17 protein-coding genes are annotated in these 19,598 nt (G+C 53.8%); 10 read left to right on the top strand and 7 right to left on the bottom strand.

Annotated features, from left to right (window positions below; translation table 11 throughout):
* Positions 1-26: 26 nt before the first annotated feature.
* Together Q3970_RS00660 and Q3970_RS00655 are read right to left on the bottom strand one after the other, a co-directional pair.
* The gene (locus tag Q3970_RS00660; RefSeq protein WP_303098688.1) at positions 27-938 is read right to left on the bottom strand and encodes a TauD/TfdA family dioxygenase; all 912 of its coding nucleotides are present in this window, start codon (positions 936-938) and stop codon (positions 27-29) included.
* A 179-nt stretch (positions 939-1,117) separates the two neighbouring features.
* Entirely contained in the window at positions 1,118-1,771 is a 654-nt protein-coding gene (locus Q3970_RS00655) for an IS1595 family transposase (RefSeq protein WP_303098687.1), read from the bottom strand.
* A 218-nt stretch (positions 1,772-1,989) separates the two neighbouring features.
* Between Q3970_RS00655 and gcvP the strand changes: the two genes are divergently transcribed.
* Positions 1,990-4,842 carry an aminomethyl-transferring glycine dehydrogenase gene (gcvP, locus tag Q3970_RS00650; RefSeq protein ID WP_303098686.1) on the top strand — a complete coding sequence of 951 codons (2,853 nt, stop codon included), beginning with the start codon at positions 1,990-1,992 and terminating at the stop codon, positions 4,840-4,842.
* Between the two features lie 279 nt (positions 4,843-5,121).
* Here the strand turns inward: gcvP and speA are convergent, their stop codons facing one another.
* Both speA and Q3970_RS00640 read right to left on the bottom strand, forming a co-directional pair.
* Positions 5,122-7,026 (bottom strand): arginine decarboxylase, encoded by a 1,905-nt coding sequence (speA, locus tag Q3970_RS00645; protein WP_303098685.1) that lies wholly within the window; start codon positions 7,024-7,026, stop codon positions 5,122-5,124.
* Positions 7,027-7,662: 636 nt separating this feature from the next.
* Positions 7,663-8,451 carry an inositol monophosphatase family protein gene (locus Q3970_RS00640; RefSeq protein ID WP_303098684.1) on the bottom strand — a complete coding sequence of 263 codons (789 nt, stop codon included), beginning with the start codon at positions 8,449-8,451 and terminating at the stop codon, positions 7,663-7,665.
* An 83-nt stretch (positions 8,452-8,534) separates the two neighbouring features.
* Between Q3970_RS00640 and Q3970_RS00635 the strand changes: the two genes are divergently transcribed.
* Positions 8,535-9,257: a 16S rRNA (uracil(1498)-N(3))-methyltransferase gene (locus tag Q3970_RS00635; protein ID WP_303098683.1), complete on the top strand. Its 723-nt coding sequence runs from the start codon at positions 8,535-8,537 to the stop codon at positions 9,255-9,257.
* 81 nt (positions 9,258-9,338) lie between these two features.
* Here Q3970_RS00635 and Q3970_RS00630 read toward each other — a convergent pair whose 3' ends face one another.
* Entirely contained in the window at positions 9,339-9,947 is a 609-nt protein-coding gene (locus Q3970_RS00630; RefSeq protein ID WP_303098682.1) for a riboflavin synthase subunit alpha, read from the bottom strand.
* 237 nt (positions 9,948-10,184) lie between these two features.
* Entirely contained in the window at positions 10,185-11,465 is a 1,281-nt protein-coding gene (locus Q3970_RS00625; protein WP_303098681.1) for a NupC/NupG family nucleoside CNT transporter, read from the bottom strand.
* 238 nt (positions 11,466-11,703) lie between these two features.
* On the opposite strand from Q3970_RS00625, the gene Q3970_RS00620 reads away from it, so the two are divergent.
* The 8 genes from Q3970_RS00620 (at position 11,704) to Q3970_RS00585 (ending at position 17,913) form a co-directional block, all read left to right on the top strand.
* Positions 11,704-12,144 (top strand): peroxiredoxin, encoded by a 441-nt coding sequence (locus tag Q3970_RS00620; protein WP_303098680.1) that lies wholly within the window; start codon positions 11,704-11,706, stop codon positions 12,142-12,144.
* A gap of 11 nt (positions 12,145-12,155) precedes the next feature.
* Positions 12,156-12,740 carry a GNAT family N-acetyltransferase gene (locus Q3970_RS00615; RefSeq protein WP_303098679.1) on the top strand — a complete coding sequence of 195 codons (585 nt, stop codon included), beginning with the start codon at positions 12,156-12,158 and terminating at the stop codon, positions 12,738-12,740.
* A 131-nt stretch (positions 12,741-12,871) separates the two neighbouring features.
* The gene (locus tag Q3970_RS00610; RefSeq protein WP_303098678.1) at positions 12,872-13,333 is read left to right on the top strand and encodes a methylated-DNA--[protein]-cysteine S-methyltransferase; all 462 of its coding nucleotides are present in this window, start codon (positions 12,872-12,874) and stop codon (positions 13,331-13,333) included.
* Between the two features lie 49 nt (positions 13,334-13,382).
* Positions 13,383-13,583, top strand: coding sequence for a hypothetical protein (locus Q3970_RS00605; protein WP_303098677.1), 201 nt, complete (start codon positions 13,383-13,385; stop codon positions 13,581-13,583).
* Positions 13,584-13,592: 9 nt separating this feature from the next.
* Entirely contained in the window at positions 13,593-14,483 is an 891-nt protein-coding gene (gene xerD, locus Q3970_RS00600; protein ID WP_303098676.1) for a site-specific tyrosine recombinase XerD, read from the top strand.
* Between the two features lie 421 nt (positions 14,484-14,904).
* Positions 14,905-16,029: an ABC transporter ATP-binding protein gene (locus Q3970_RS00595; protein WP_303098675.1), complete on the top strand. Its 1,125-nt coding sequence runs from the start codon at positions 14,905-14,907 to the stop codon at positions 16,027-16,029.
* 16 nt (positions 16,030-16,045) lie between these two features.
* Positions 16,046-17,023, top strand: a complete 978-nt coding sequence (locus tag Q3970_RS00590; protein WP_303098674.1) for an ABC transporter permease subunit — start codon at positions 16,046-16,048, stop codon at positions 17,021-17,023.
* Positions 17,023-17,913, top strand: coding sequence for an ABC transporter permease subunit (locus Q3970_RS00585; RefSeq protein WP_303098673.1), 891 nt, complete (start codon positions 17,023-17,025; stop codon positions 17,911-17,913). Before Q3970_RS00590 ends, Q3970_RS00585 begins: the two co-directional genes overlap by 1 nt.
* A 340-nt stretch (positions 17,914-18,253) precedes the next feature.
* Here Q3970_RS00585 and Q3970_RS00580 read toward each other — a convergent pair whose 3' ends face one another.
* Positions 18,254-19,420, bottom strand: a complete 1,167-nt coding sequence (locus tag Q3970_RS00580; protein WP_303098672.1) for a nitronate monooxygenase family protein — start codon at positions 19,418-19,420, stop codon at positions 18,254-18,256.
* Between the last annotated feature and the right edge of the window lie 178 nt (positions 19,421-19,598).

Below are 19,598 nucleotides of genomic sequence, written 5' to 3'. Positions count from 1 at the left end.
AAAGAATCGAGAGGTAAATTTAAAAATTACAGGGTTTTCAAATGGTGTTTGGAGCCGGGAACCAGGCAGCAGTCAGAAGGTTTGTGATACAGGCCGAATACGCGCAAAAGCCATCTGTCTTTACCGTTGAAATAGGGCTTGAAACCGTTGCGCGTATGTAACGTTTTTTGATTGTCAAACGTAACGGCCTGTCCCGGTTGGAGGTAAAAGGCTTTCCAAATGGTTTCATCTGTTGAAATGTGCTTGAATTTTTCTAAGGCACTGATATGGCCATGACTGTATTGTGTGGAGATATTGTGATAGTCAAATCGGGAAATGTAAGATCCGTCAGATTGTTGAATCAATAGGGGCAGATTTTCCGTAGTATGGCTGCCGGCAAAAGAGGCGGGTCTGCTAACTGAAAATACAGGGTCTTGCAAGAGCTGTTTTTCTTCTTCAGATAAAAAAGTCAGTATATCGTTTAATAATAAAATGCTGGTTGCAACACCTTCATGCTGCCTTAAGCAGAGCAGGGTTAGCGTATCGGGGGAAGGAGTTTTAATTGACCTTTGAAGCGGCTCATTGCGCAGCTGTAAATCGGGGTTGTCTACATGGGGATAAAAAGTTTCATTTGAACCGTAGGAACTTATCTGTTTTTCCAGTCCTTTTCTAGGTACTACATGGCGAATCAGATGCCCATTGTTTTCGCCTTCATAAACAACCGGATAAAGGTTCAGTGCATATAGGTAGGCAAGCAGGGAAATTGAGGTTGTCGGAATGTCGGAATCATGAACAAATCCTGTTTCAGTAGGCGTGTCCGGCAGAAGGTTGTCAATTTCGATCTGGCTGAGAACAAACGAGTCGGATTTTAGCTTGTTGAGATCTTCGGAAAATTTTTTATGAAAATTATGTTCCAAACTGTAAGCAACTGCTTGTTGATATAAAATGTCGTTATGCAAAATAACCTCCTTTAAAAAACGGATTTTAAGTTAAGCGGATTGAGTTTGGTTTTGAACAGGTATTTTTTGTAAAGGGGGATTGTCTGCAATTCTGCCAAATAGGTCAATAAATAATTTAAATTATTCATCATGTTATGATAATTGATTGACAAAAATATTGGGGCTGACGTAGATTAGCTCTAAACATCACACCATTTTCGCAGCGTTTTGAGCTGCTGACTTGGTGTGCCGAAGTTAAACCTAAACTCGCATTCCTTCAAGAACAGTGGGAAAGATTTCCGATCAATTCCGTTGTACTTGCGCAGAATGCGTTTGGCCTGGTTCCAAAAATTTTCAATGCCGTTGATGTGGTTTTGGCGCTGTGCAAACTGTTTGGAATGGTTGATGCGGTGGTGGATAAAACCGCTTACGTCCAGTACGTCATAGTTCTTGTAACAATCAGTATAAACGATACTGTCCGGCATGATTTTCTTTTTGATAACAGGAAGTAAAGTATCCTGACCGGTGTTATCAACCACAAGGGTAAACACTTTGCCTTGCCGTTTCAGGATGCCGAAGACGGCGACTTTGCCTGCCGCACCCCTGCCGCGTTTGCCTTTGCGCTGTCCGCCGAAATAGCTTTCGTCCAACTCCACCGCACCGTCAAAGACTTCCTCTGCATGCACTGCCAAATGATAGGCGATGACTTGGCGGATTTTGCGGTAAAACAGCATGGCCGAGTTGGGCTGGATGCCTAGAATATCCGCAGCGGAACGGGCGGTAACTTCCAGTACAAAAAATTCAAGCAGCTTTTTCTGTACGGATTTATTTAATTTACAATGGGTTATTTTCATTTTAGCAGCCTATCATGACTGCTAATCTACGTCAGCCCCAAAATATTTTTATTTTCTGATTAAATCTACTCAAAATGATAAAATGTCGGCAATGTTTCTCTAGGGAAATTTCTATTTAAGAAAACTCCCGTCAAACCCGCAAAAGCGTTTAAAATTACCCCCGTTTCAAACAGCAGGCCGTGCGCAGGCCGCTTTTTTACGCATACAAAGGAAAATCCATGAATTTCAACGAATTGTTTGACAACAACGAATTCGCCTCCCGCCATATCAGCTTTAACGACGAAGCCGCGCTGCTATCGGCGTTGGGCGAAAAAGATATGGCGGGCTTTATCGGCAACACCGTGCCGCAAAGCATCCGTATGCCGTCCGAACTCAAGCTGCCTGAGGCGCTCACCGAAGCCGACGCGCTGGCGAAAATCAAAGCGGTTGCCGTGCGCAATAAAGTGAACAAAAGCTACATCGGGCTGGGCTATTATCCGACCCGCCTGCCGAACGTGATTCTGCGCAACGTGCTGGAAAACCCAGGCTGGTACACCGCCTACACGCCGTATCAGGCCGAAATCGCCCAAGGCCGCCTGCAGGCGCTGCTCAATTTTCAGCAGGTGTGTTTGGATTTGACCGGCTTCGATACCGCAGGCGCGTCGCTGCTGGATGAAGCCACTGCCGCCGCTGAAGCAGTGGCGATGGCCAAGCGCGTGAGCAAGGTGAAAAGCAACCGCTTTTTTGTAGACGAACGCGTGTATCCGCAAACGCTGGATGTGATGCAGACCCGCGCCAAATATTTCGGTTTCGAATTGGTTGTCGGGGATTTTCAGACGGCCTCCGAAGGCGATTTCTTCGGCGCGCTGTTCCAATACGTAGGCAAAGACGGCGATGTTGCCGATTTGCAGGAAGTTATCGGCCGTTTGAAAGAAAAAGGCGCGGTTGTGGCCGTTGCCGCCGATGTGATGAGCCTGGTATTGCTGAAATCCCCTGCCGGGCTGGGGGCGGATATCGCCTTGGGCAGCACCCAGCGCTTCGGTGTGCCGATGGCCTTCGGCGGCCCGCACGCGGCTTATTTCGCGTTTAAAGACGAATACAAACGCTCCGCCCCCGGCCGCATTATCGGCGTATCGAAAGACGCACGCGGCAAGCCCGCGCTGCGCATGGCGCTCTCCACCCGCGAGCAGCATATCCGCCGCGAAAAAGCCACTTCCAACATCTGCACCGCACAGGCACTGCTGGCCAACCTGGCCGGCATGTATGCCGTTTACCACGGCCCCGAAGGCGTGAAGCGCATTGCCAAACGCATCCACGCACTGGCTTCCGCCTTTGCCGACGCGCTGGTTTCAGACGGCCTCAATGTGGTGCACGAAGTCTTTTTCGACACTGTGCTGGTGGAGTGCGGCAATGAAACCAAGGCAGACGAAACTTACCGCAGCGCACTGAATGCGGGCTACAACCTGCGCCGCGCCGGCAGCACCCGCATCGCCGTGGCGTTCAGCGAAGAATCCACCCGCGAAGAGCTGGCGGTGCTGTATTCCCTGTTCAGCGGCAAAAACACGCTCACCCTGCCTGCCGAAGCGGTTTTCAGGCTGCCTGAAAACCTGCTGCGCAGCGATGAAATCCTCACCCACGAAGTGTTCAACCGCTACCACACCGAACACGAAATGCTGCGCTACCTGAAAAAGCTGGAAGACCGCGACCTGGCGATGAACCGCAGCATGATTTCGCTGGGCAGCTGCACCATGAAGCTCAACGCCACTGCCGAAATGGTCCCGATTACCTGGCCCGAATTCGCCAATATCCACCCGTTTGCCCCGTCGGAACAAACCAGGGGCTACGCGCAGCTGCTGCACGATGTGCAGGAGCAGCTCAAAGCCGTTACCGGGTTCGATGCCGTTTCGCTCCAACCCAATTCCGGCGCGCAGGGCGAATACGCCGGCCTTCTGGCCATCCGCCGCTTCCACGAAGCCAACGGCCAACCCGGCCGCGACGTGTGCCTGATTCCCCAGTCCGCCCACGGCACCAACCCGGCATCCGCACATATGATGGGCATGAAGGTTGTGGTGGTGAAAACCGATGAAAACGGCAACGTCGACATTGACGATTTGAAAGCCAAAGCCGCCGAGCATCAAGACCGCTTGGGCGCGCTGATGATTACCTACCCCTCCACCCACGGCGTGTATGAAGAAGGTATCCGCGACATCTGCCGCATCATCCACGATCACGGTGGTCAGGTTTATATGGACGGCGCCAACATGAACGCCCAAATCGGCATCATGCAGCCTGCCGAAGTCGGAGCCGACGTATTGCACATGAACCTGCACAAAACTTTCTGCATCCCGCACGGCGGCGGCGGCCCGGGTGTGGGGCCCATCGGCCTCAAAGCCCACCTCGCCCCGTTTGCCCCCGGCCACAGCGTAACGCCCGTAGAAGGCGTTGCCGAGGGCATGGGTGCCGTTTCCGCCGCGCCCTACGGTTCGGCAGGCATTCTGCCGATTACCTGGATGTACATCACCATGATGGGTAAACAGGGCATGGAGCAGGCCACTCAGTGGGCGCTGTTGAATGCCAACTATGTGGCGAAAAAACTGGGAGAAGATTACCCGATTCTCTACACCGGCAAAAACGGCCGCGTGGCGCACGAGTGCATCGTCGACCTGCGCCCGCTCAAAGCCGAGAGCGGCATCACCGAAACCGACATCGCCAAACGCCTGATGGACTACGGCTTTCACGCCCCCACCGTGTCGTTCCCCGTGCCCGGCACGCTGATGATCGAGCCGACCGAGAGCGAAAGCAAAGCCGAACTCGACCGCTTCACCGCCGCCCTGAAAGCCATCAGGCAGGAAGTGAAAAAAGTGCAGGACGGCGAGTGGCCGAAAGACGACAACCCGCTCATCAACGCGCCGCACACAGCCGCCGACGTGGCCGGCGAATGGAACCGCGCCTACAGCCGCGAAGAAGCCGTGTTCCCGCTGCCCTATGTGCGCGAACACAAATTCTGGCCGAGCGTCAACCGTGTGGACGACGTGTTCGGCGACAAGAATCTGGTTTGCTCCTGCCCGCCCATGGAAGCGTATGAGGATTAATCCGGCTCGATCGGATGTATGAGGCCGTCTGAAAAAATGAACTGCACCTTTCTAAGTCGGAGGGTGTCCGACTTTGGGGGTGCAGTTCAAAAAAATATCGGCAGCCTGAGACCTTTGCAAAACAGCCGTTTTAATCCTGAGTTTATTCTATTTCGTCATACCCGGGCTTGCCCCGGGTATATCTTTTTCTTTTAAAACAAGAAGATGCTCGGGTCGAGCCTGATCATGACGCAGAGGTTTGAAAACGGACAAAGCAGTTTCGCAAAGGTCTCAGCTTTTTTAGATTCCGTCTTCCGTTTCGGTACTCAGATAGCTGCTTTGTTTGAGCGCGTGCAGAAATTCGGCGGTGTAAAGCCTGCGTTCGGCAGCTTGCAATTGCGCCCAGCGGGTTTTTTCTTCGAATTTGTTGATCACTTCGTTGGTGGAAAGGTGCACATAATGCAGCATATCCTCGATGGTGTCGTGTTCTTCCATGCCGGCAAATTCGATACTGCCGTCGTTGCGCACATAAACGTTGACCGAATCGGTGTCGCCGAAGAGGTTGTGCATATCGCCGAGGATTTCCTGATACGCGCCCACCATAAACACGCCCAAAACATACGGTTCGCCGGGGATTAAATCGTGCACGCTCATGCTGGATTCTATGCTTTGCTGATCAACATACTGGCTGATTTTGCCGTCTGAATCGCAGGTTAAATCCTGCAATACGGCGCGGCGGGTAGGGCGCTCGTTAAGGCGGTGCAGCGGCATAACGGGCAGCACCTGGCCGATGGCCCAAGTGTCGGGCAGGCTTTGGAACACGCTGAAGTTGCAGAAATATTTGTCGGCCAGTTTGTCGGTTAAATCGTCGTAAACCTGACGCTGCGAGCGCCGGTCTGCCTGAAGCTGGTTTTTCAGACGGCGGCACAATACGGCGTGGAGCTGTTCGGCCAGCGCTTTTTCTTTCAGCGGCACTTTGCCTTCGAGATAAAGCTCGGTTACTTCGGTGAGATAGTGGCCGATGCGGTAATAGGTTTCGGTAACCATTTCGCTGTCGTTGATGTCGAGACAGGCAATCAGCTTTTTGGTGGCGAAAGAAAGGTTTTCTTCGCCGGAGGTTTCGGGAACCTGTTCGGGCAGGCGTTCGACATCGGTAACGTTCATCACCAGCACGGCGTGATGCGCGGTCATGGCGCGGCCGGATTCCGAAAAAATATGCGGGTGCGGCACGTTGTGTTCGTTGCAGTATTCGGCCAGCATCGAAACGATGGTGTGCGAATATTCGCCCATGTCGTAGTTGATGGAGCTCTCATTGCGCGAGTGCGTGCCGTCGTAGTCCACGCCGAGGCCGCCGCCCACGTCGACATACTCAATCGGCAGCCCCAGGCCGCGCAGCTCGGCGAAATAGCGCACGGCTTCTTTGAAGCCCATGCGGTAGTCGGCGATATTGGAAATCTGCGAACCCATGTGAAAGTGCATCAGTTTGACCGTGTCGGCCAGATTGGCGGCGGTGAGTTTTTCCACGGCGGAAATCAGCTGCGCGGCGGAAAGGCCGAACTTGCCTTTTTCGCCGCCGGTGTCGGCCCACTTGCTCGACGAGAGTGAAGAAAGTCGCACGCGCAGGCCGATATTGGCCTTGATGCCGAGGTTTTGCGATTCTTGAATCACCAAATCCACTTCGGATTCTTTTTCAATCACGATAAATACCTGATGGCCGAGCCGTTGCCCCATCAGCGCCAGGCGGATGAAGTCGCGGTCTTTATAGCCGTTGCACACGATGGTCCCGCCTTTGGGGGCGAACGCCAAAACAATCATCAGCTCGGGTTTGGAACCGGCTTCGAGGCCGATGGAAACCTCGCTGTTTTTCGGTACGATGATGTTTTTAACCACGCTTTCCTGCTGGTTGACCTTAATCGGATAAATCGCCGTATATCTGCCTTGATAACTGTTTTTGCGTATGGAACGGTTGAACGCCGCACACAGCCGCGCCACGCGGTCTTGCAGGATATCGGGAAAGCGGAACAGCATGGGCAGATCCTGCCCGCGTCTGTTGAGTTGCGCCACCAAGCCGTATAAATCGACTTCTGTGCTGCTTTGGTCGTTCGGCCGCACCATCACGCGGCCGTTTTCACCCACTGAAAAATAGCGGTCGCCCCAATGGCGGATACCGTAAAGCGAAGCGCTGTCTGCTGCCGACCAAGACATGTTTTTTCCTTTGAAAACAGGGTTGATAAACGGTTTGAATCATAGCATAAGCGGTTGCGGCGGCGGGGAGGTTTCGGGAGGCTTTTAAGGTTGGGGCTTTGGGGATAGGATTCGGCGCAATCAGGTTTCCGGCGCCGTTTTCAGACGGCCTGAGGCCTGTACAAAATTAGCCGATATTGTAAAGCCCTTACGTCATGCTCGGGCTTGACCCGAGCATCTCATTGTTTCGAAAGAAATAGAAGATGCTCGGGTCAAGCCCGAGCATGACGACGGTTGGGTGTTTCAGACGGCTTTAACCGTAAAAAACGGCAGGGCGGTATTCTGCAGATAAAAAAAACCATTCATACCAAGGGAGAAGTATGAATGGCCAATACATTGCGGGAAAACGTCTTACCGGCACCCGCCTCAAGGGAGAGAAAAGGCGTTAGCGGTGCCAGCGGTTTGCATTCTAAACCAGTTAGCTTTAAATGGCGTTAATCTGTGCAATTATTTTCACAATTTACGTTCATTGTTGTTTGTTTGCAAATAGCATAATCGTTTTGAATATAATTTTCAGGAAGTTTTTGTGTTTTATGCGGTTTATTCATACGGCTTGTTAAGAGGCCGTTTGCAGGCCATGCGCGGGGCAGGGCGGCGTTATTGGTTTTCGCGAATCCATTTCAGCCATTTTGCAAACAATTCATCTTGCAAACCCGCAATCACCGAACGCTTGAACACATGCTCGCCGCTCCAGAAATCATCGCCTTCCAAGGTGGCCAGTTTGCCGCCTGCTTCTTCAAAAATCAGTGCGCCGGCGGCGTAGTCCCATAGTTTTTGGCCGCCGTGCACATAGATATCGTAGCGGCCCGAAGCCAGATAGCACCAGTCCAGCGTGCTGCTGCCCATGCTGCGTATGCTGCCGAACGGCGCCAGCGTGTTCATGCGGCTGGAAAGTTTGCCCGAGCGCAGGTATTTGATTTCCACGCCGGCGATGGCTTCGTGCAGCTGTTTACCCACATTGCGCAACGGCAGCGGGCGGCCGTTGAGAAACGCGCCGCCGCCGCGTTCGGCGTAAAAGCATTCGTCGCTTACGGGGCTGTAAATCACGCCCAGTTGCGGGCGGCCGTTGCGGATAAAGGCGCACGATAAAGCGAAATGCGGCAGGCCGTTGATGAAGTTGTTGGTGCCGTCGATGGGGTCGACCACCCATAATCCTTGCCTGTTATACCGCCATAATTCGTTTTGGCGCTGCGGAGGCATTTCTTCACCCAGCATGGGGCAGTCGATAATCGCGGGCAGTTTGGCTGCAAATGCCGCCTGTGCGGCCAAATCGGCTTCGGTCAGCAGCGAACCGTCGGCTTTGCGGCTGATGCCCACGTCGAGAAAACGTGGCATCACTTCGGTTTGCGCCACTTCACGCACCAGCATATGCAGTCTGTTTAACACGATGTATCCTTAAAGATTAAATGCTTGCCATTTCGGCCTGAAAACGACAATATTAACTTTTTTCAGCCGACGATACCAACACAATGCCACGCTTTTATGTCCCCTATGCTTTATCTTCCGGCCAATTGCTTGATTTGCCCGATAATGTGGTGCGCCACCTGAATGTGCTGCGCACGCGCGCGCATGAAGAAATCGTGCTGTTTAACGGCAACGGCAAGGCTTATCCCGCCCGTTTGGCGCTTTTGGAAAAGCGCCGCGCGCAGGCCGAGATTTTGCGCGAAGAAGGGGCAGACAACGAATCGCCGCTGCGTATTACGCTGGTGCAGGCCGTTTCCAGCGGCGAGCGTATGGATTTCACCCTGCAAAAAAGTGTGGAATTGGGCGTTGCCGAAATCAGGCCGGTGTTGAGCGAGCGTTGCGTGGTGCGTTTGAGCGGCGAGCGGGCCGACAAGCGTTCGGCGCGTTGGCAGGATATTGTGGTGTCGGCCTGCGAGCAAAGCGGGCGCAACGTGGTGCCGAAAGTGCTGCCGCTGTTGCCTTACCGCGAAGCCTTGGCAGGTTTGCCCGAGGGTTCGCGCCTGCTGATGAGCCTTAACCGGGCACGCAGTTTGAACAGCATCAAGCCTGATCCGCAGGGTATTGTTTTGATGGCCGGCCCCGAAGGAGGTTGGACGGCGGCGGAAGAGCAGTCGGCGTTTGATGCCGGTTTCGAATCGGTCAAACTCGGCCCGCGCGTTTTGCGCACCGAAACCGCCGCGCTGGCGGCTATCGCTGCCATGCAGGCATTATGGGGCGATTTCGCCTGAATTTTATTTGATGCCGCCGTCAGGTTTGAAAAAGGCCGTCTGAAACGTTTCAGACGGCCTTGTACTTTTGCAAAGCTGCGGTTAGCGCTGCGCCAGCACGCGGGTTACTGTGTCTACCACTGCCTGTGTTTGCGGGTCGATCTCAATGTTGATCACATCGCCCGCGCGGCGGCTGCCGAACAGCGTGCGTTGCAGGGTTTCGGGTATCAGGTGCACGTTGAATTCGCCGTCGGTTACGCTGCCGATGGTGAGGCTGCAACCGTCCAAGCCCACGAAGCCTTTGGTAAGGATATAGGGCTTTAATTCGGGCGGCAGGGCAAACCATACGGTGCGGTTGTGCGCGCTCTCTTCGATGCGGGTAACGGTGGTTGTGGCGATGATGTGGCCGCTCATCAGATGGCCGCCGATTTCGTCGCCGAAGCGGGCGGCGCGCTCGAGGTTGACGGGGCTGCCCACGCTTAGTGCGCCGAGGTTGGTTTTGGCCAGCGTTTCGTCCATCAGGTCGAAATCCACCAGCCTGCCGTTGATTTTGGTGATGGTGAGGCAGCAGCCGTTGTTGGCAATAGAAGCGCCGGTTTGCAGATTGTGCGCCATTTCTTCGGGCAGCTCGACGGTATAGGTGCGAAAGTCGGGGGAGGGCGCGTGCACGGCGGCGATGCGCCCCATGCCCTGAACGATGCCGGTAAACATAAATTGTTGTTTCCTTTTATAAATCAAGCAGGCCGTCTGAAGGCAAACAGGTTTTCAGACGGCCTTATTTAGGGCGTGTAGTCAGAAGGTTTGCGAAGCGGTTTTTTGAGGAAAAATCCGCAGATGCAAGGCAAAAAGCGCAGCAAGATTGGACATCTTGCGAGCATTTTTAACGCCGCAGGTGCGGATTTTAACCAAAAATACCGCCGCAACGCTTTCTGACTACATGCCCTGGTTTCAACCGATAATGGCCGCGCCCGACAAACCGATAAACAAACCGGCAATCACCGCGCTCATCAGGTTGGACAGCGAGCCGGCCGCCACCGCTTTGAGGCCGAGGCGCGCCACGTCTTTGCGGCGGTTGGGTGCCATAATGCTCAGGCCGCCCACCAGCACGGCGACGGAACCCAGGTTGGCGAAGCCGCACAAGGCAAACGAAATAATAGCCTGCGTGTTTTCGCTCAGCTTGACGGCCGATTCGGGGCGCAAGTATTTCACGAATTCGGAATAGGCCACAAATTCGTTCACCACCACTTTTTGGCCGATTAACGAGCCTGCGGTGCCCGCTTCGTGCCACGGCACGCCGATTACCCAAGCCAGCGGCGCAAACAGCCAGCCCAAAATGGTTTGCAGGGTCAGGCCGCCGTAGCCGAACCAGCCCGCCACGCCGCCGATCAGGCCGTTGAGCATGGCGATTAAGGCCACGAACGCCAGCAGCGAAGCGCCTACCGCTATGGCAATCTGCGCGCCCGTTACCGCGCCGCCCGCAGCCGCATCAATCACGTTGGCGGGTTTTTCTTCTTCATCGGCGGCGGCGTCGATTTCCGTTTCGGTTTGCTGTTTTTCGGTTTCCGGAACCAGCAGTTTGGCAAACAGCAGGCCGCCGGGCGCGGCCATAAACGAAGCGGCGATCAGGTAGGGCAGCGGAACGCCCATCTGCGCGTAGCCGCCCAACACGGAGCCGGCCACCGAAGCCAAGCCGCCGCTCATAACGGCAAACAGCTCCGATTCGGTCATTTTGCGGATAAACGGGCGCACCACCAGCGGCGCTTCGGTTTGGCCTACGAAAATGTTCGCCGCTGCCGACATCGATTCGGCTTTCGACGTACCCAGCACTTTTTGCAGAAAGCCGCCGATGATTTTAATCAGAATCTGCATCACGCCGATGTAATACAGCACCGCCACCAGCGACGAGAAAAACACGATCATCGGCAACACGCGAAAGGCGAACACGAAACCGCCGCCGCCGAACACCTCAAACATTTTGTCCGACACCAAACCGCCGAACAAAAAGCTCACGCCGTCGCCGCCGTAGGCAATCACCTTGCCCACGCCTTCGGACACCGCCAAAAGGCCGTCGCGCCCCCACGGCACATACAGCACCAACGCGCCCAGCGCCACTTGGATCAAAAACGCGCCCGCCACCGTGCGGATATTGATGGCTTTGCGGTTGGTGGAGAGCAGCACTGCAATCGCAATCAGCACCGCCATTCCCAACAAACTGTTTAAAACGCCCATTTCGTTTTCCTTTTTCTAACGAATTGCGCACATTATAAAGGAGCGTGTAAAGCCGTAGCGGAATTTTCAGACGGCCGGCAGCGGTTGGATTTCAAGTAATACGGTGTTGCCTTTATTTGCACTGCCTGCCTTGTCTTATTTGAAATTTAATCCGCTATATAAGGCAAGGCTTTTGGCACCTGCCCGAAATGATATAAGATAAGGCCGTCTGAAAACATTTCCGCAAGAAAGGGCAAATATGTCATATCACTTCACCCTGCCTTCCGGCGTCGGCCGCGATTTCGTGTCGTCCGAACATCTGCCACTGGTGGTTTATTTCTACCCGAAAGACAGCACGCCGGGCTGCACCACCGAAGGTTTGGACTTCAACGCCCGCCTGGCGCAGTTTGAAGCATTGGGTTATACCGTAGTAGGCATTTCGCGCGACGGCGTGAAGTCGCACCGGAATTTCTGCGCCAAACAGGGTTTCCGGTTCGAACTGTTGAGCGACGCCGACGAAACCGTGTGCAAAATGTTCGATGTCATCAAGCTGAAAAAACTTTACGGCAAAGAATCGCTGGGAATCGAGCGCAGCACTTTCGTGCTCGACCGCAACGGCGAAATCATCCGCGAATGGCGCAAAGTGAAAGTGGCCGGCCATGCGCAGGAAGTGCTGGAAACCCTGCAAAACCTGTCTTGAAAGCAACAGCCGTGAATACCCTACAACCCGTAACCCTCGATTTGAACGGCATCCGTTTGGAGCCGCTGGGTATACAGCACGAACACGGCCTGCGCGAAGCCGCAGCCGACGGCGAATTGTGGCGGCTGGTGTTTACCTCGGTGCCCGAGCCGCACGAAACCGCCGCCTATATCCGCAAAGCCTTGCTCACGCCCGACCGTCTGGCCTTCGCCGTGATAGACGAAACCTGCGGCAGAGTTATCGGCAGTACCAGCTATCACGACATCATTCCCGCCGCCGCACGCTTGGAAATCGGCTACACATGGTATGCGCAAAGCTACTGGCGCAGCCGTGCCAACACCACCTGCAAATACCTGCTGCTGTGCCATGCTTTCGACACGCTGGGCGCACAAACCGTGGGCTGGCGCACCGACAACCTGAACACCCGCTCGCAGCAGGCCATCGAACGGCTGGGCGCGCAAAAAGACGGCGTGATACGCGGCCAGCAGGCGCGCCGCGACGGCAGCGTGCGCGACACCGTGATGTACAGCCTGATCCGCGCCGAATGGCCGCAGGTTAAAGAACGGCTGGCGGCGCGTTTGGGTTTGGCCGGTTGAACGCGTGTTATTCGCTAGGGCGTGTAGTCATAACGCCGCAACGCTTTCTGACTGCACGCCCTATGGTTTAAAAAACAATGAAAATCCGGCTGCGGGTTTTCAGACGGCCAAAGTAAGCATAAGTAGGCATTATGAACCGCTATCCCTGTTTATACGCTGCTCCGTTCGGCAACATTACGCTGGTTTTCGACGCGCAAAACAACCTGCTCGAACTGCATCTTTCCGGCAAGCCCGAATATGCGCCGTATCCCCTGCCCGAAGCGTGGCAGCGCAAGCTCGACGACTATTTCGCAGGCCGTCTGAAAAACTTTAACCAGCCCGTTTCGGAGCAGGGCACGGCCTATCAGCGGAAAGTGTGGCAGGCGATTGCCGAAATCCCCGCCGGGCAGGTGATGACTTACCAAGACATCGCCCGCAAAATCGGCAGCCACCCGCGCGCCGTCGGCGGCGCGTGCGGAAAAAACCCGCTGGCACTGGTGGTGCCCTGCCACCGCGTCGTCGCCAAACACGGCTTGGGCGGCTTTTCCAGCGGCGAGGGCGACGCGCTCAATATCAAACGCTGGCTGCTGAAACACGAAGGCGTGGAAATATAACCCGCAGGCCGTCTGAAAAAAACGCAACCGCAATGCTTTAAATTTAAATATGAACGAAAACCCCCAATCCGATTTACAGAAACGCCTGGCCGAGATGGAGATCCTTCTGGCCGAAGCGCAGGCCGGCAAAGCGCGGGCGGAAGCGTATTTGGCGGCGGTTAAGGCCAAAACCGCCAAAATCGCCATGTTAAGCATTCTGGCGGCCATCGTTGCGGTTTTTGCCTTGATTATCGTAACGGCCGCCCTGTGAACCCCGTTTATGCCGTCTGAAAAACACCCCGACATCTTTGCCGAACGCCTGCTCGAACACCTGTGGCTGAACCACCGTTTGAGCCAAAACACGCTCGATGCCTACCGCCGCGATTTGGAAAAAATTGCCGGCCGCCTGCGCGCGCAGGGGTTGGACTGGCAAACCGCGCAAAGCACCGACTTGGCCGCCGCCGTTTACCACCCCGATGAAAAAACACGCTCGCAGGCGCGCGCGCTGTCGGCCTGCAAGCGGCTCTACGGCTGGCTGCTTGAAACCGAGCAGCGCACCGACAACCCCACCCGCCACCTCAGCGCGCCCAAGCAGGCGCAAACGCTGCCCAAACTGATTACCGAAGCGCAAATCGAGGCGCTGTTAAATGCGCCCGACACCGAAACCGCGCACGGCCTGCGCGACAAAGCCCTGCTCGAATTAATCTACGCCACCGGCCTGCGCGTGAGCGAAGCGGTGAAGCTGAAAGTGAACGAAGCCAACCTCGGCAAAGGCATCATCAACACCGTCGGCAAAGGCAACAAACAACGCATCGTGCCGCTGGGAGCCGAAGCCGTGTATTGGATAGAGCGCTATCTGGCCGAAGCGCGGCCGCAATTATTGAAAAACCGCATTTGCGACGAATTGTTTGTGAGCCAGAAACGCACGGGCGTCAGCCGCCAATTGGCATGGATGATAGTGGAAAAATATGCCGAGGGCGCCGGTATACGGCACCTCAGCCCCCACGGCCTGCGCCACGCCTTCGCCACCCATTTGGTCAACCACGGCGCCGATTTGCGCGTGGTGCAGCTCTTGCTTGGCCACGCCGACATCAGCACCACGCAGATTTACACCCACGTTGCCAACGAGCGGCTGAAAAGTATTGTGCGGGAACACCACCCGCGCGGCTAGGGTCTGCTGACAATTGGCCGGTGAAGCGGTTTTTTGAGGCAAAAGCCGCCGTTGCGTTAATTGTCAACAGACCTTGGATTCGGCCGTATGAAAAGTTACTTGGTTTGCCGCCTGTCCGTCTGTTTGGAGTGTGCGGTAAAAAACACCTTGGAAGTTTTTCCAATGGTTCAAAAGTTTAATTTTATATTGCCCCATTTGGCCGCAGGCTAATATAATTACAAGTTCAGTCGGGGCTGTCGGCAACCTTAACGGGTTTTCCACAGCCCTTAGAAGTTTCCGTGCTGCCCGTGCGCTTTTTATAAAAAAGCCGTTTATTTAATGTATTTAAACAACGGTTTTTCATCAGGCAATCAAACAGCTTTATTTTCACCCTTTGCGAACCCCGTTTCGCCGGTACCCGTTATCGATTGGAGTATTGTTTATGAACGCAACCGCTGCGTCTTCCACCCGGCCTTATCTGCAAATTCAAGGTTTGGTGAAGAAATTTGGTGACAATTATGCTGTCGACCACATCGACTTGGATATTGAAAAACATGAAATTTTCGCCCTGTTGGGCAGCTCGGGAAGCGGCAAGTCCACACTGCTGCGCATGCTGGCGGGCATGGAAACGCCGAATCAGGGAAAAATCATTCTCGACGGCCAAGATATTACCCGCCTTGCCCCTTACGACCGCCCGATCAATATGATGTTTCAAAGCTATGCGCTGTTTCCGCATATGACGGTGGAGCAGAATATCGCTTTCGGTTTGAAGCAGGACAAAGTGCCCAAAGGCGAAATTATCGACCGCGTCGAAGAAATGCTGCGTTTGGTGCAGATGACCAAGTTCGCCAAGCGCAAACCGCACCAACTTTCAGGCGGCCAGCAGCAGCGCGTGGCTTTGGCACGCAGCCTGGCCAAGCGTCCGAAAATCCTGCTGCTCGACGAACCTTTGGGCGCTTTGGATAAAAAACTGCGCCAGCAAACCCAGCTTGAACTGGTTAATACGTTGGAACAAGTAGGCGTAACCTGCATTATGGTAACGCATGACCAAGAAGAGGCCATGACCATGGCCACCCGTGTGGCGATTATGTCGGAAGGCAAGCTGCAGCAGGTGGGTACGCCCAGTGATGTGTATGACTTTCCCAACAGCCGCTTTACTGCGGAGTTTATCGGTGAAACCAATATTTTTGAGGGTGTGGTTTTGGAAGATCACGCCGATTACGCCGTTATCGAATCGCCTGAGTTGGAAAACAAAGTGCGCATCGATCACGGCTTGGGCGGCCGTGCCGAGCAGAGCCTGTGGATCAGCATCCGCCCCGAAGACATCGACGTGCATAAGGAACAGCCGGCAGAAGAGGGCGGTTTCAACTGGGAAAAAGGCATTATCAAAGAAATCGCCTATTTGGGCAGTTTCACCATCTACCACGTACAGCTGGCTAACGGCCGCGTAATCAAAAGCCAAGTGCCGGCGCCTTATTGGTATGTGCGCAATATCACACCGCCCACTTGGGATGAAACCGTTTATGTAAGCTGGCCTGAAAACCAACCTACCCCCCTGTTCAGCTAAATTGCAAGGATGTGCGATGAAACTGAAAAAACTGAAACACAAACTGTTGCGCCGGCCGGGGCGGCGGGCGGTAATCGCCGTACCGTATATCTGGCTGCTGGTGCTGTTTTTGGTGCCGTTTGCGATTGTGCTGAAAATCAGCTTTGCCGAGCAGGAAATTGCCATTCCGCCCTACTCGCCGCTGATTACCACTGATCCCGATATGGGGCGGGTGAATGTTGCCCTGAGTTATCAAAATTATTCGGATATTTTCCAGAACTTTTGGATCAGCCTGGGGCAGATGCTCAACCCGTTGGCAGCGGGAAACGGTAAAAATATTTACCTGCTCACTTATTGGCTGTCGATTAAAACCGCACTGACCACCACCTTAATCTGTCTTGCACTCGGATATCCGATTGCCTATGCCATTTCGCGTGCCAATCCCGCTTATCGGAACGGCCTGCTGCTGGCGATTATGCTGCCTTTCTGGACTTCGTTCCTATTGCGCGTTTATGCATGGATGGGGTTGCTGGGGCATAACGGTATCATTAACAACTTTTTGTTGAAATACGGTGTGATCAGCGAACCGCTGAACCTGTTTTACAACTCGTTTTCGCTGAATCTGGTGATGGTTTACGCCTATCTGCCGTTTATGATCCTGCCGCTCTACACCCAACTGGTGAAGCTTGACGGCAGGCTGCTGGAGGCCGCATCCGATTTGGGCGCGGGGCCGCTGAAAGCCTTTTTCGCGATTACCCTGCCGTTGTCGAAAACCGGTATTATCGCAGGCTCGATGCTGGTATTCGTGCCGGCGGTGGGCGAATATGTGATTCCCGAACTGGTCGGAGGCTCGGAAAACCTGATGATCGGTAAGGTGTTGTGGCAGGCGTTCTTCGATCAGAACAACTGGCCGCTGGCTTCCGCCGTTGCCGTGGTGATGGTGATCCTGCTGGTGATTCCGATTGTGCTGTTCCACCGTTATGAAAACCGTGAACTTGAAGAAGGGGCCAAATAATGTCGTCAAACAGATTGTCTTGGTTTCTCAAACTGATGCTGGGTTTGGGTTTGGCCTTCCTGTATATCCCTTTGGTGGTGTTGGTGGTTTATTCGTTTAACGAATCCAAGCTGGTAACCGTTTGGGGCGGCTTTTCAACCAAATGGTATGGCGCGTTGATGAATAACAGCACCATTCTTGAGGCGGCTTGGTTGTCGTTGCGGATTGCTGTGGTATCGTCGCTGGCCGCCGTTGTGCTCGGCACATTGGCAGGTTATGCGCTGGCACGCATCAAGCGGTTTCGCGGCAGCACCTTGTTTGCCGGCATGGTGTCGGCGCCGATGGTTATGCCCGATGTGATTACCGGTTTATCGATGCTGCTGCTGATTATTCAGGTGCAGATGTTCCTGCAAAGCAGCGAATTACTGAGCTGGCTTTATTTCGACCGCGGCTTTTTCACCATTTTTCTGGGGCACACCACCTTGTGTATGGCCTATATCACTGTGGTGATCCGCTCGCGTTTGATCGAGTTGGACCAATCTCTGGAAGAAGCGGCTATGGACTTGGGTGCACGCCCGTTGAAAATCTTTTTTGTGATTACCCTGCCGCTGATTGCACCGGCCATTGCTTCGGGTTTTTTGCTCGGCATTACCTTGTCATTAGATGACTTGGTGATTACCTCGTTTCTTTCCGGCCCCGGTTCTTCCACCTTGCCGCAAGTAATTTTCTCTAAAATCAAACTCGGCCTTGATCCGCAGATGAACGTGTTGGCAACCATCATGATTACCATCGTCGGCACATTGGTGATTCTCATCAATTACTACATGATGCGCCAAGCCACCAAACGCGAACGAGAAGCCGCAGAAGCTTACCGGCAGGAAAAGCTGGCGTTGGAAAAAGTGGGCCGCTGATTTATCGATAATGCAAGTACAGATGGAAAAACCGAACCGCCTAGAAATATGGGCGGTTCGGTTTTTTATTGGCGTAGATTAAATTCAATATGAACAAAAGGGAAATACCTGATTGATTCAAACAATAAGTTAAAGCCTTTACAGCATTCTCTAAGGCCGAGGCTTTTGCAAAACTCAAAAAAGTTTATTTGCCGTCATTCCCGCGTAGGCGGAAATGACAATAATCGGATGTTTCAGACGGCCTAAGCGACTTGCAAAGATCTCAGGCCGTCTGAAAATATTTTGCAGCTTTATGGTATTTGAGCCAAATTTATTTTCAGACGGCCTGTATTGACAGGGCTTAACCTTGCTGTACGGGGTGGCCTTGCAGCAGATATTGAATGGTTTCCCGCACGCTTTTGATGGCATTGCCGAAAGGAAGCGGGTCTTTGCCTCTGAAGAACAAACCCTTATCGACTTCACCCCGCCAAGCGGCGGCCAGTTGGATATCGATGCAGAACTGGCCTACTTTTTCCAAGCCGTCGCGCAAGCCGCATACCGACAAGCAATTGATGCCCTGTGTGCAGCGGCGCGGGTCGGCTTTGGCATTGGCCTGAAGCTTGGCTTCACGCTTGATGTAGCTGTCGAGAAATTTAGTGCGCACACCGCGCGCAGGCAGGCCGGCCACCGACATAAACTCCACTACTTGCTCCACCGGCGCGCCTGCTAGTGTTTGTTTGAAGTTCGGATGGGCATCGCCTTCTTCGGTAACGGCGAAAGCGGTGCCGATTTGTACGGCGGAAGCTCCCCAGCTTTTCAGCGCTGTGGTGATTTTTTCGAAATTGGCCATGCCGCCGGCCAGCACCAACGGGATTTTTTCGCTTTCCAGCCCGAGCTTTTTAAACACTTCAAACGTTTCTTCAATCACTCGTTTAAACTCGAACTTTTCATCGTTTACACTGTCTACCGTCATCGCGCCCAAGTGTCCGGCGGCGTGGGCAGGGTGTTCGATAACGATGGCATCGGGCAGAATGCCTTTTTTCATCCAGCGTTTCAACACGATGTTGATACCGCGCGATTCGGAAAGAATCGGCAGCAGGGCAACATTTTTGTGGTAGCCCTCGGTCATTTCGGGCAAATCAAGCGGCAGCCCTGCGCCCATCACAATGGCATCGGCACCCGATTCGCAGGCTTGGCGCACCAAGCGCTGGTGGTCTTTCACCGCTTTCATCACATTCACGGCAATCATACCTTTGCCTTGCGCGTCTGCTTTAGCTTTTTGGATTTCACGGTCGAGTGCGATGTGGTTGAGCCTGGCGTATTTTTCTTCGGAAGGGTTGATTTTAGACTCGGCCAGCAAGTCGTCATGCAGGTGGCGCAAGTCCACGCTGGCGATGGTGCCCAAGCCGTTTTCCCGAGCCACGGCGCTGGATAATTTGGATGCGGATACGCCTACGCCCATGCCCCCCTGTACAATCGGAATCAGTGATTTTCCCCGTATAATTAAAGGGTTGAAGCTATGCTGCATATGTATTTCCTTAATTTGTCAGATGTGTTGCGTAAACTTGAACAGCTGTTTACCGTTGGCAGGCAGTGCAGCACATCAAAGTGTGTTTATGATATTTAGGCATTATACTCTAGCTTTTCTTAAAATTAGAGTAAAACTATAGTTATTTTGCTGCAAGTTGCAGTAAAAACACTTTATC

It is taken from the genome of Neisseria sp. (genome assembly GCF_030530745.1).
Taxonomy (GTDB): domain Bacteria; phylum Pseudomonadota; class Gammaproteobacteria; order Burkholderiales; family Neisseriaceae; genus Neisseria.
Note: the sequence above shows the minus strand (reverse complement) of the source record. Positions and strands in the feature narration are given on the sequence as shown.

Coding starts and splice junctions, on each gene's coding strand:
- speA (WP_303098685.1), bottom strand. CDS start 7,026: ATGTCTTGGTCGGCAGCAGACAGCGCTTCGCTTTACGGTATCCGCCAT.
- xerD (WP_303098676.1), top strand. CDS start 13,593: ATGCCGTCTGAAAAACACCCCGACATCTTTGCCGAACGCCTGCTCGAA.
- Q3970_RS00605 (WP_303098677.1), top strand. CDS start 13,383: ATGAACGAAAACCCCCAATCCGATTTACAGAAACGCCTGGCCGAGATG.
- Q3970_RS00630 (WP_303098682.1), bottom strand. CDS start 9,947: ATGTTTACCGGCATCGTTCAGGGCATGGGGCGCATCGCCGCCGTGCAC.
- Q3970_RS00585 (WP_303098673.1), top strand. CDS start 17,023: ATGTCGTCAAACAGATTGTCTTGGTTTCTCAAACTGATGCTGGGTTTG.
- Q3970_RS00610 (WP_303098678.1), top strand. CDS start 12,872: ATGAACCGCTATCCCTGTTTATACGCTGCTCCGTTCGGCAACATTACG.
- Q3970_RS00625 (WP_303098681.1), bottom strand. CDS start 11,465: ATGGGCGTTTTAAACAGTTTGTTGGGAATGGCGGTGCTGATTGCGATT.
- Q3970_RS00655 (WP_303098687.1), bottom strand. CDS start 1,771: ATGAAAATAACCCATTGTAAATTAAATAAATCCGTACAGAAAAAGCTG.
- gcvP (WP_303098686.1), top strand. CDS start 1,990: ATGAATTTCAACGAATTGTTTGACAACAACGAATTCGCCTCCCGCCAT.
- Q3970_RS00635 (WP_303098683.1), top strand. CDS start 8,535: ATGCCACGCTTTTATGTCCCCTATGCTTTATCTTCCGGCCAATTGCTT.
- Q3970_RS00620 (WP_303098680.1), top strand. CDS start 11,704: ATGTCATATCACTTCACCCTGCCTTCCGGCGTCGGCCGCGATTTCGTG.
- Q3970_RS00595 (WP_303098675.1), top strand. CDS start 14,905: ATGAACGCAACCGCTGCGTCTTCCACCCGGCCTTATCTGCAAATTCAA.
- Q3970_RS00580 (WP_303098672.1), bottom strand. CDS start 19,420: ATGCAGCATAGCTTCAACCCTTTAATTATACGGGGAAAATCACTGATT.
- Q3970_RS00590 (WP_303098674.1), top strand. CDS start 16,046: ATGAAACTGAAAAAACTGAAACACAAACTGTTGCGCCGGCCGGGGCGG.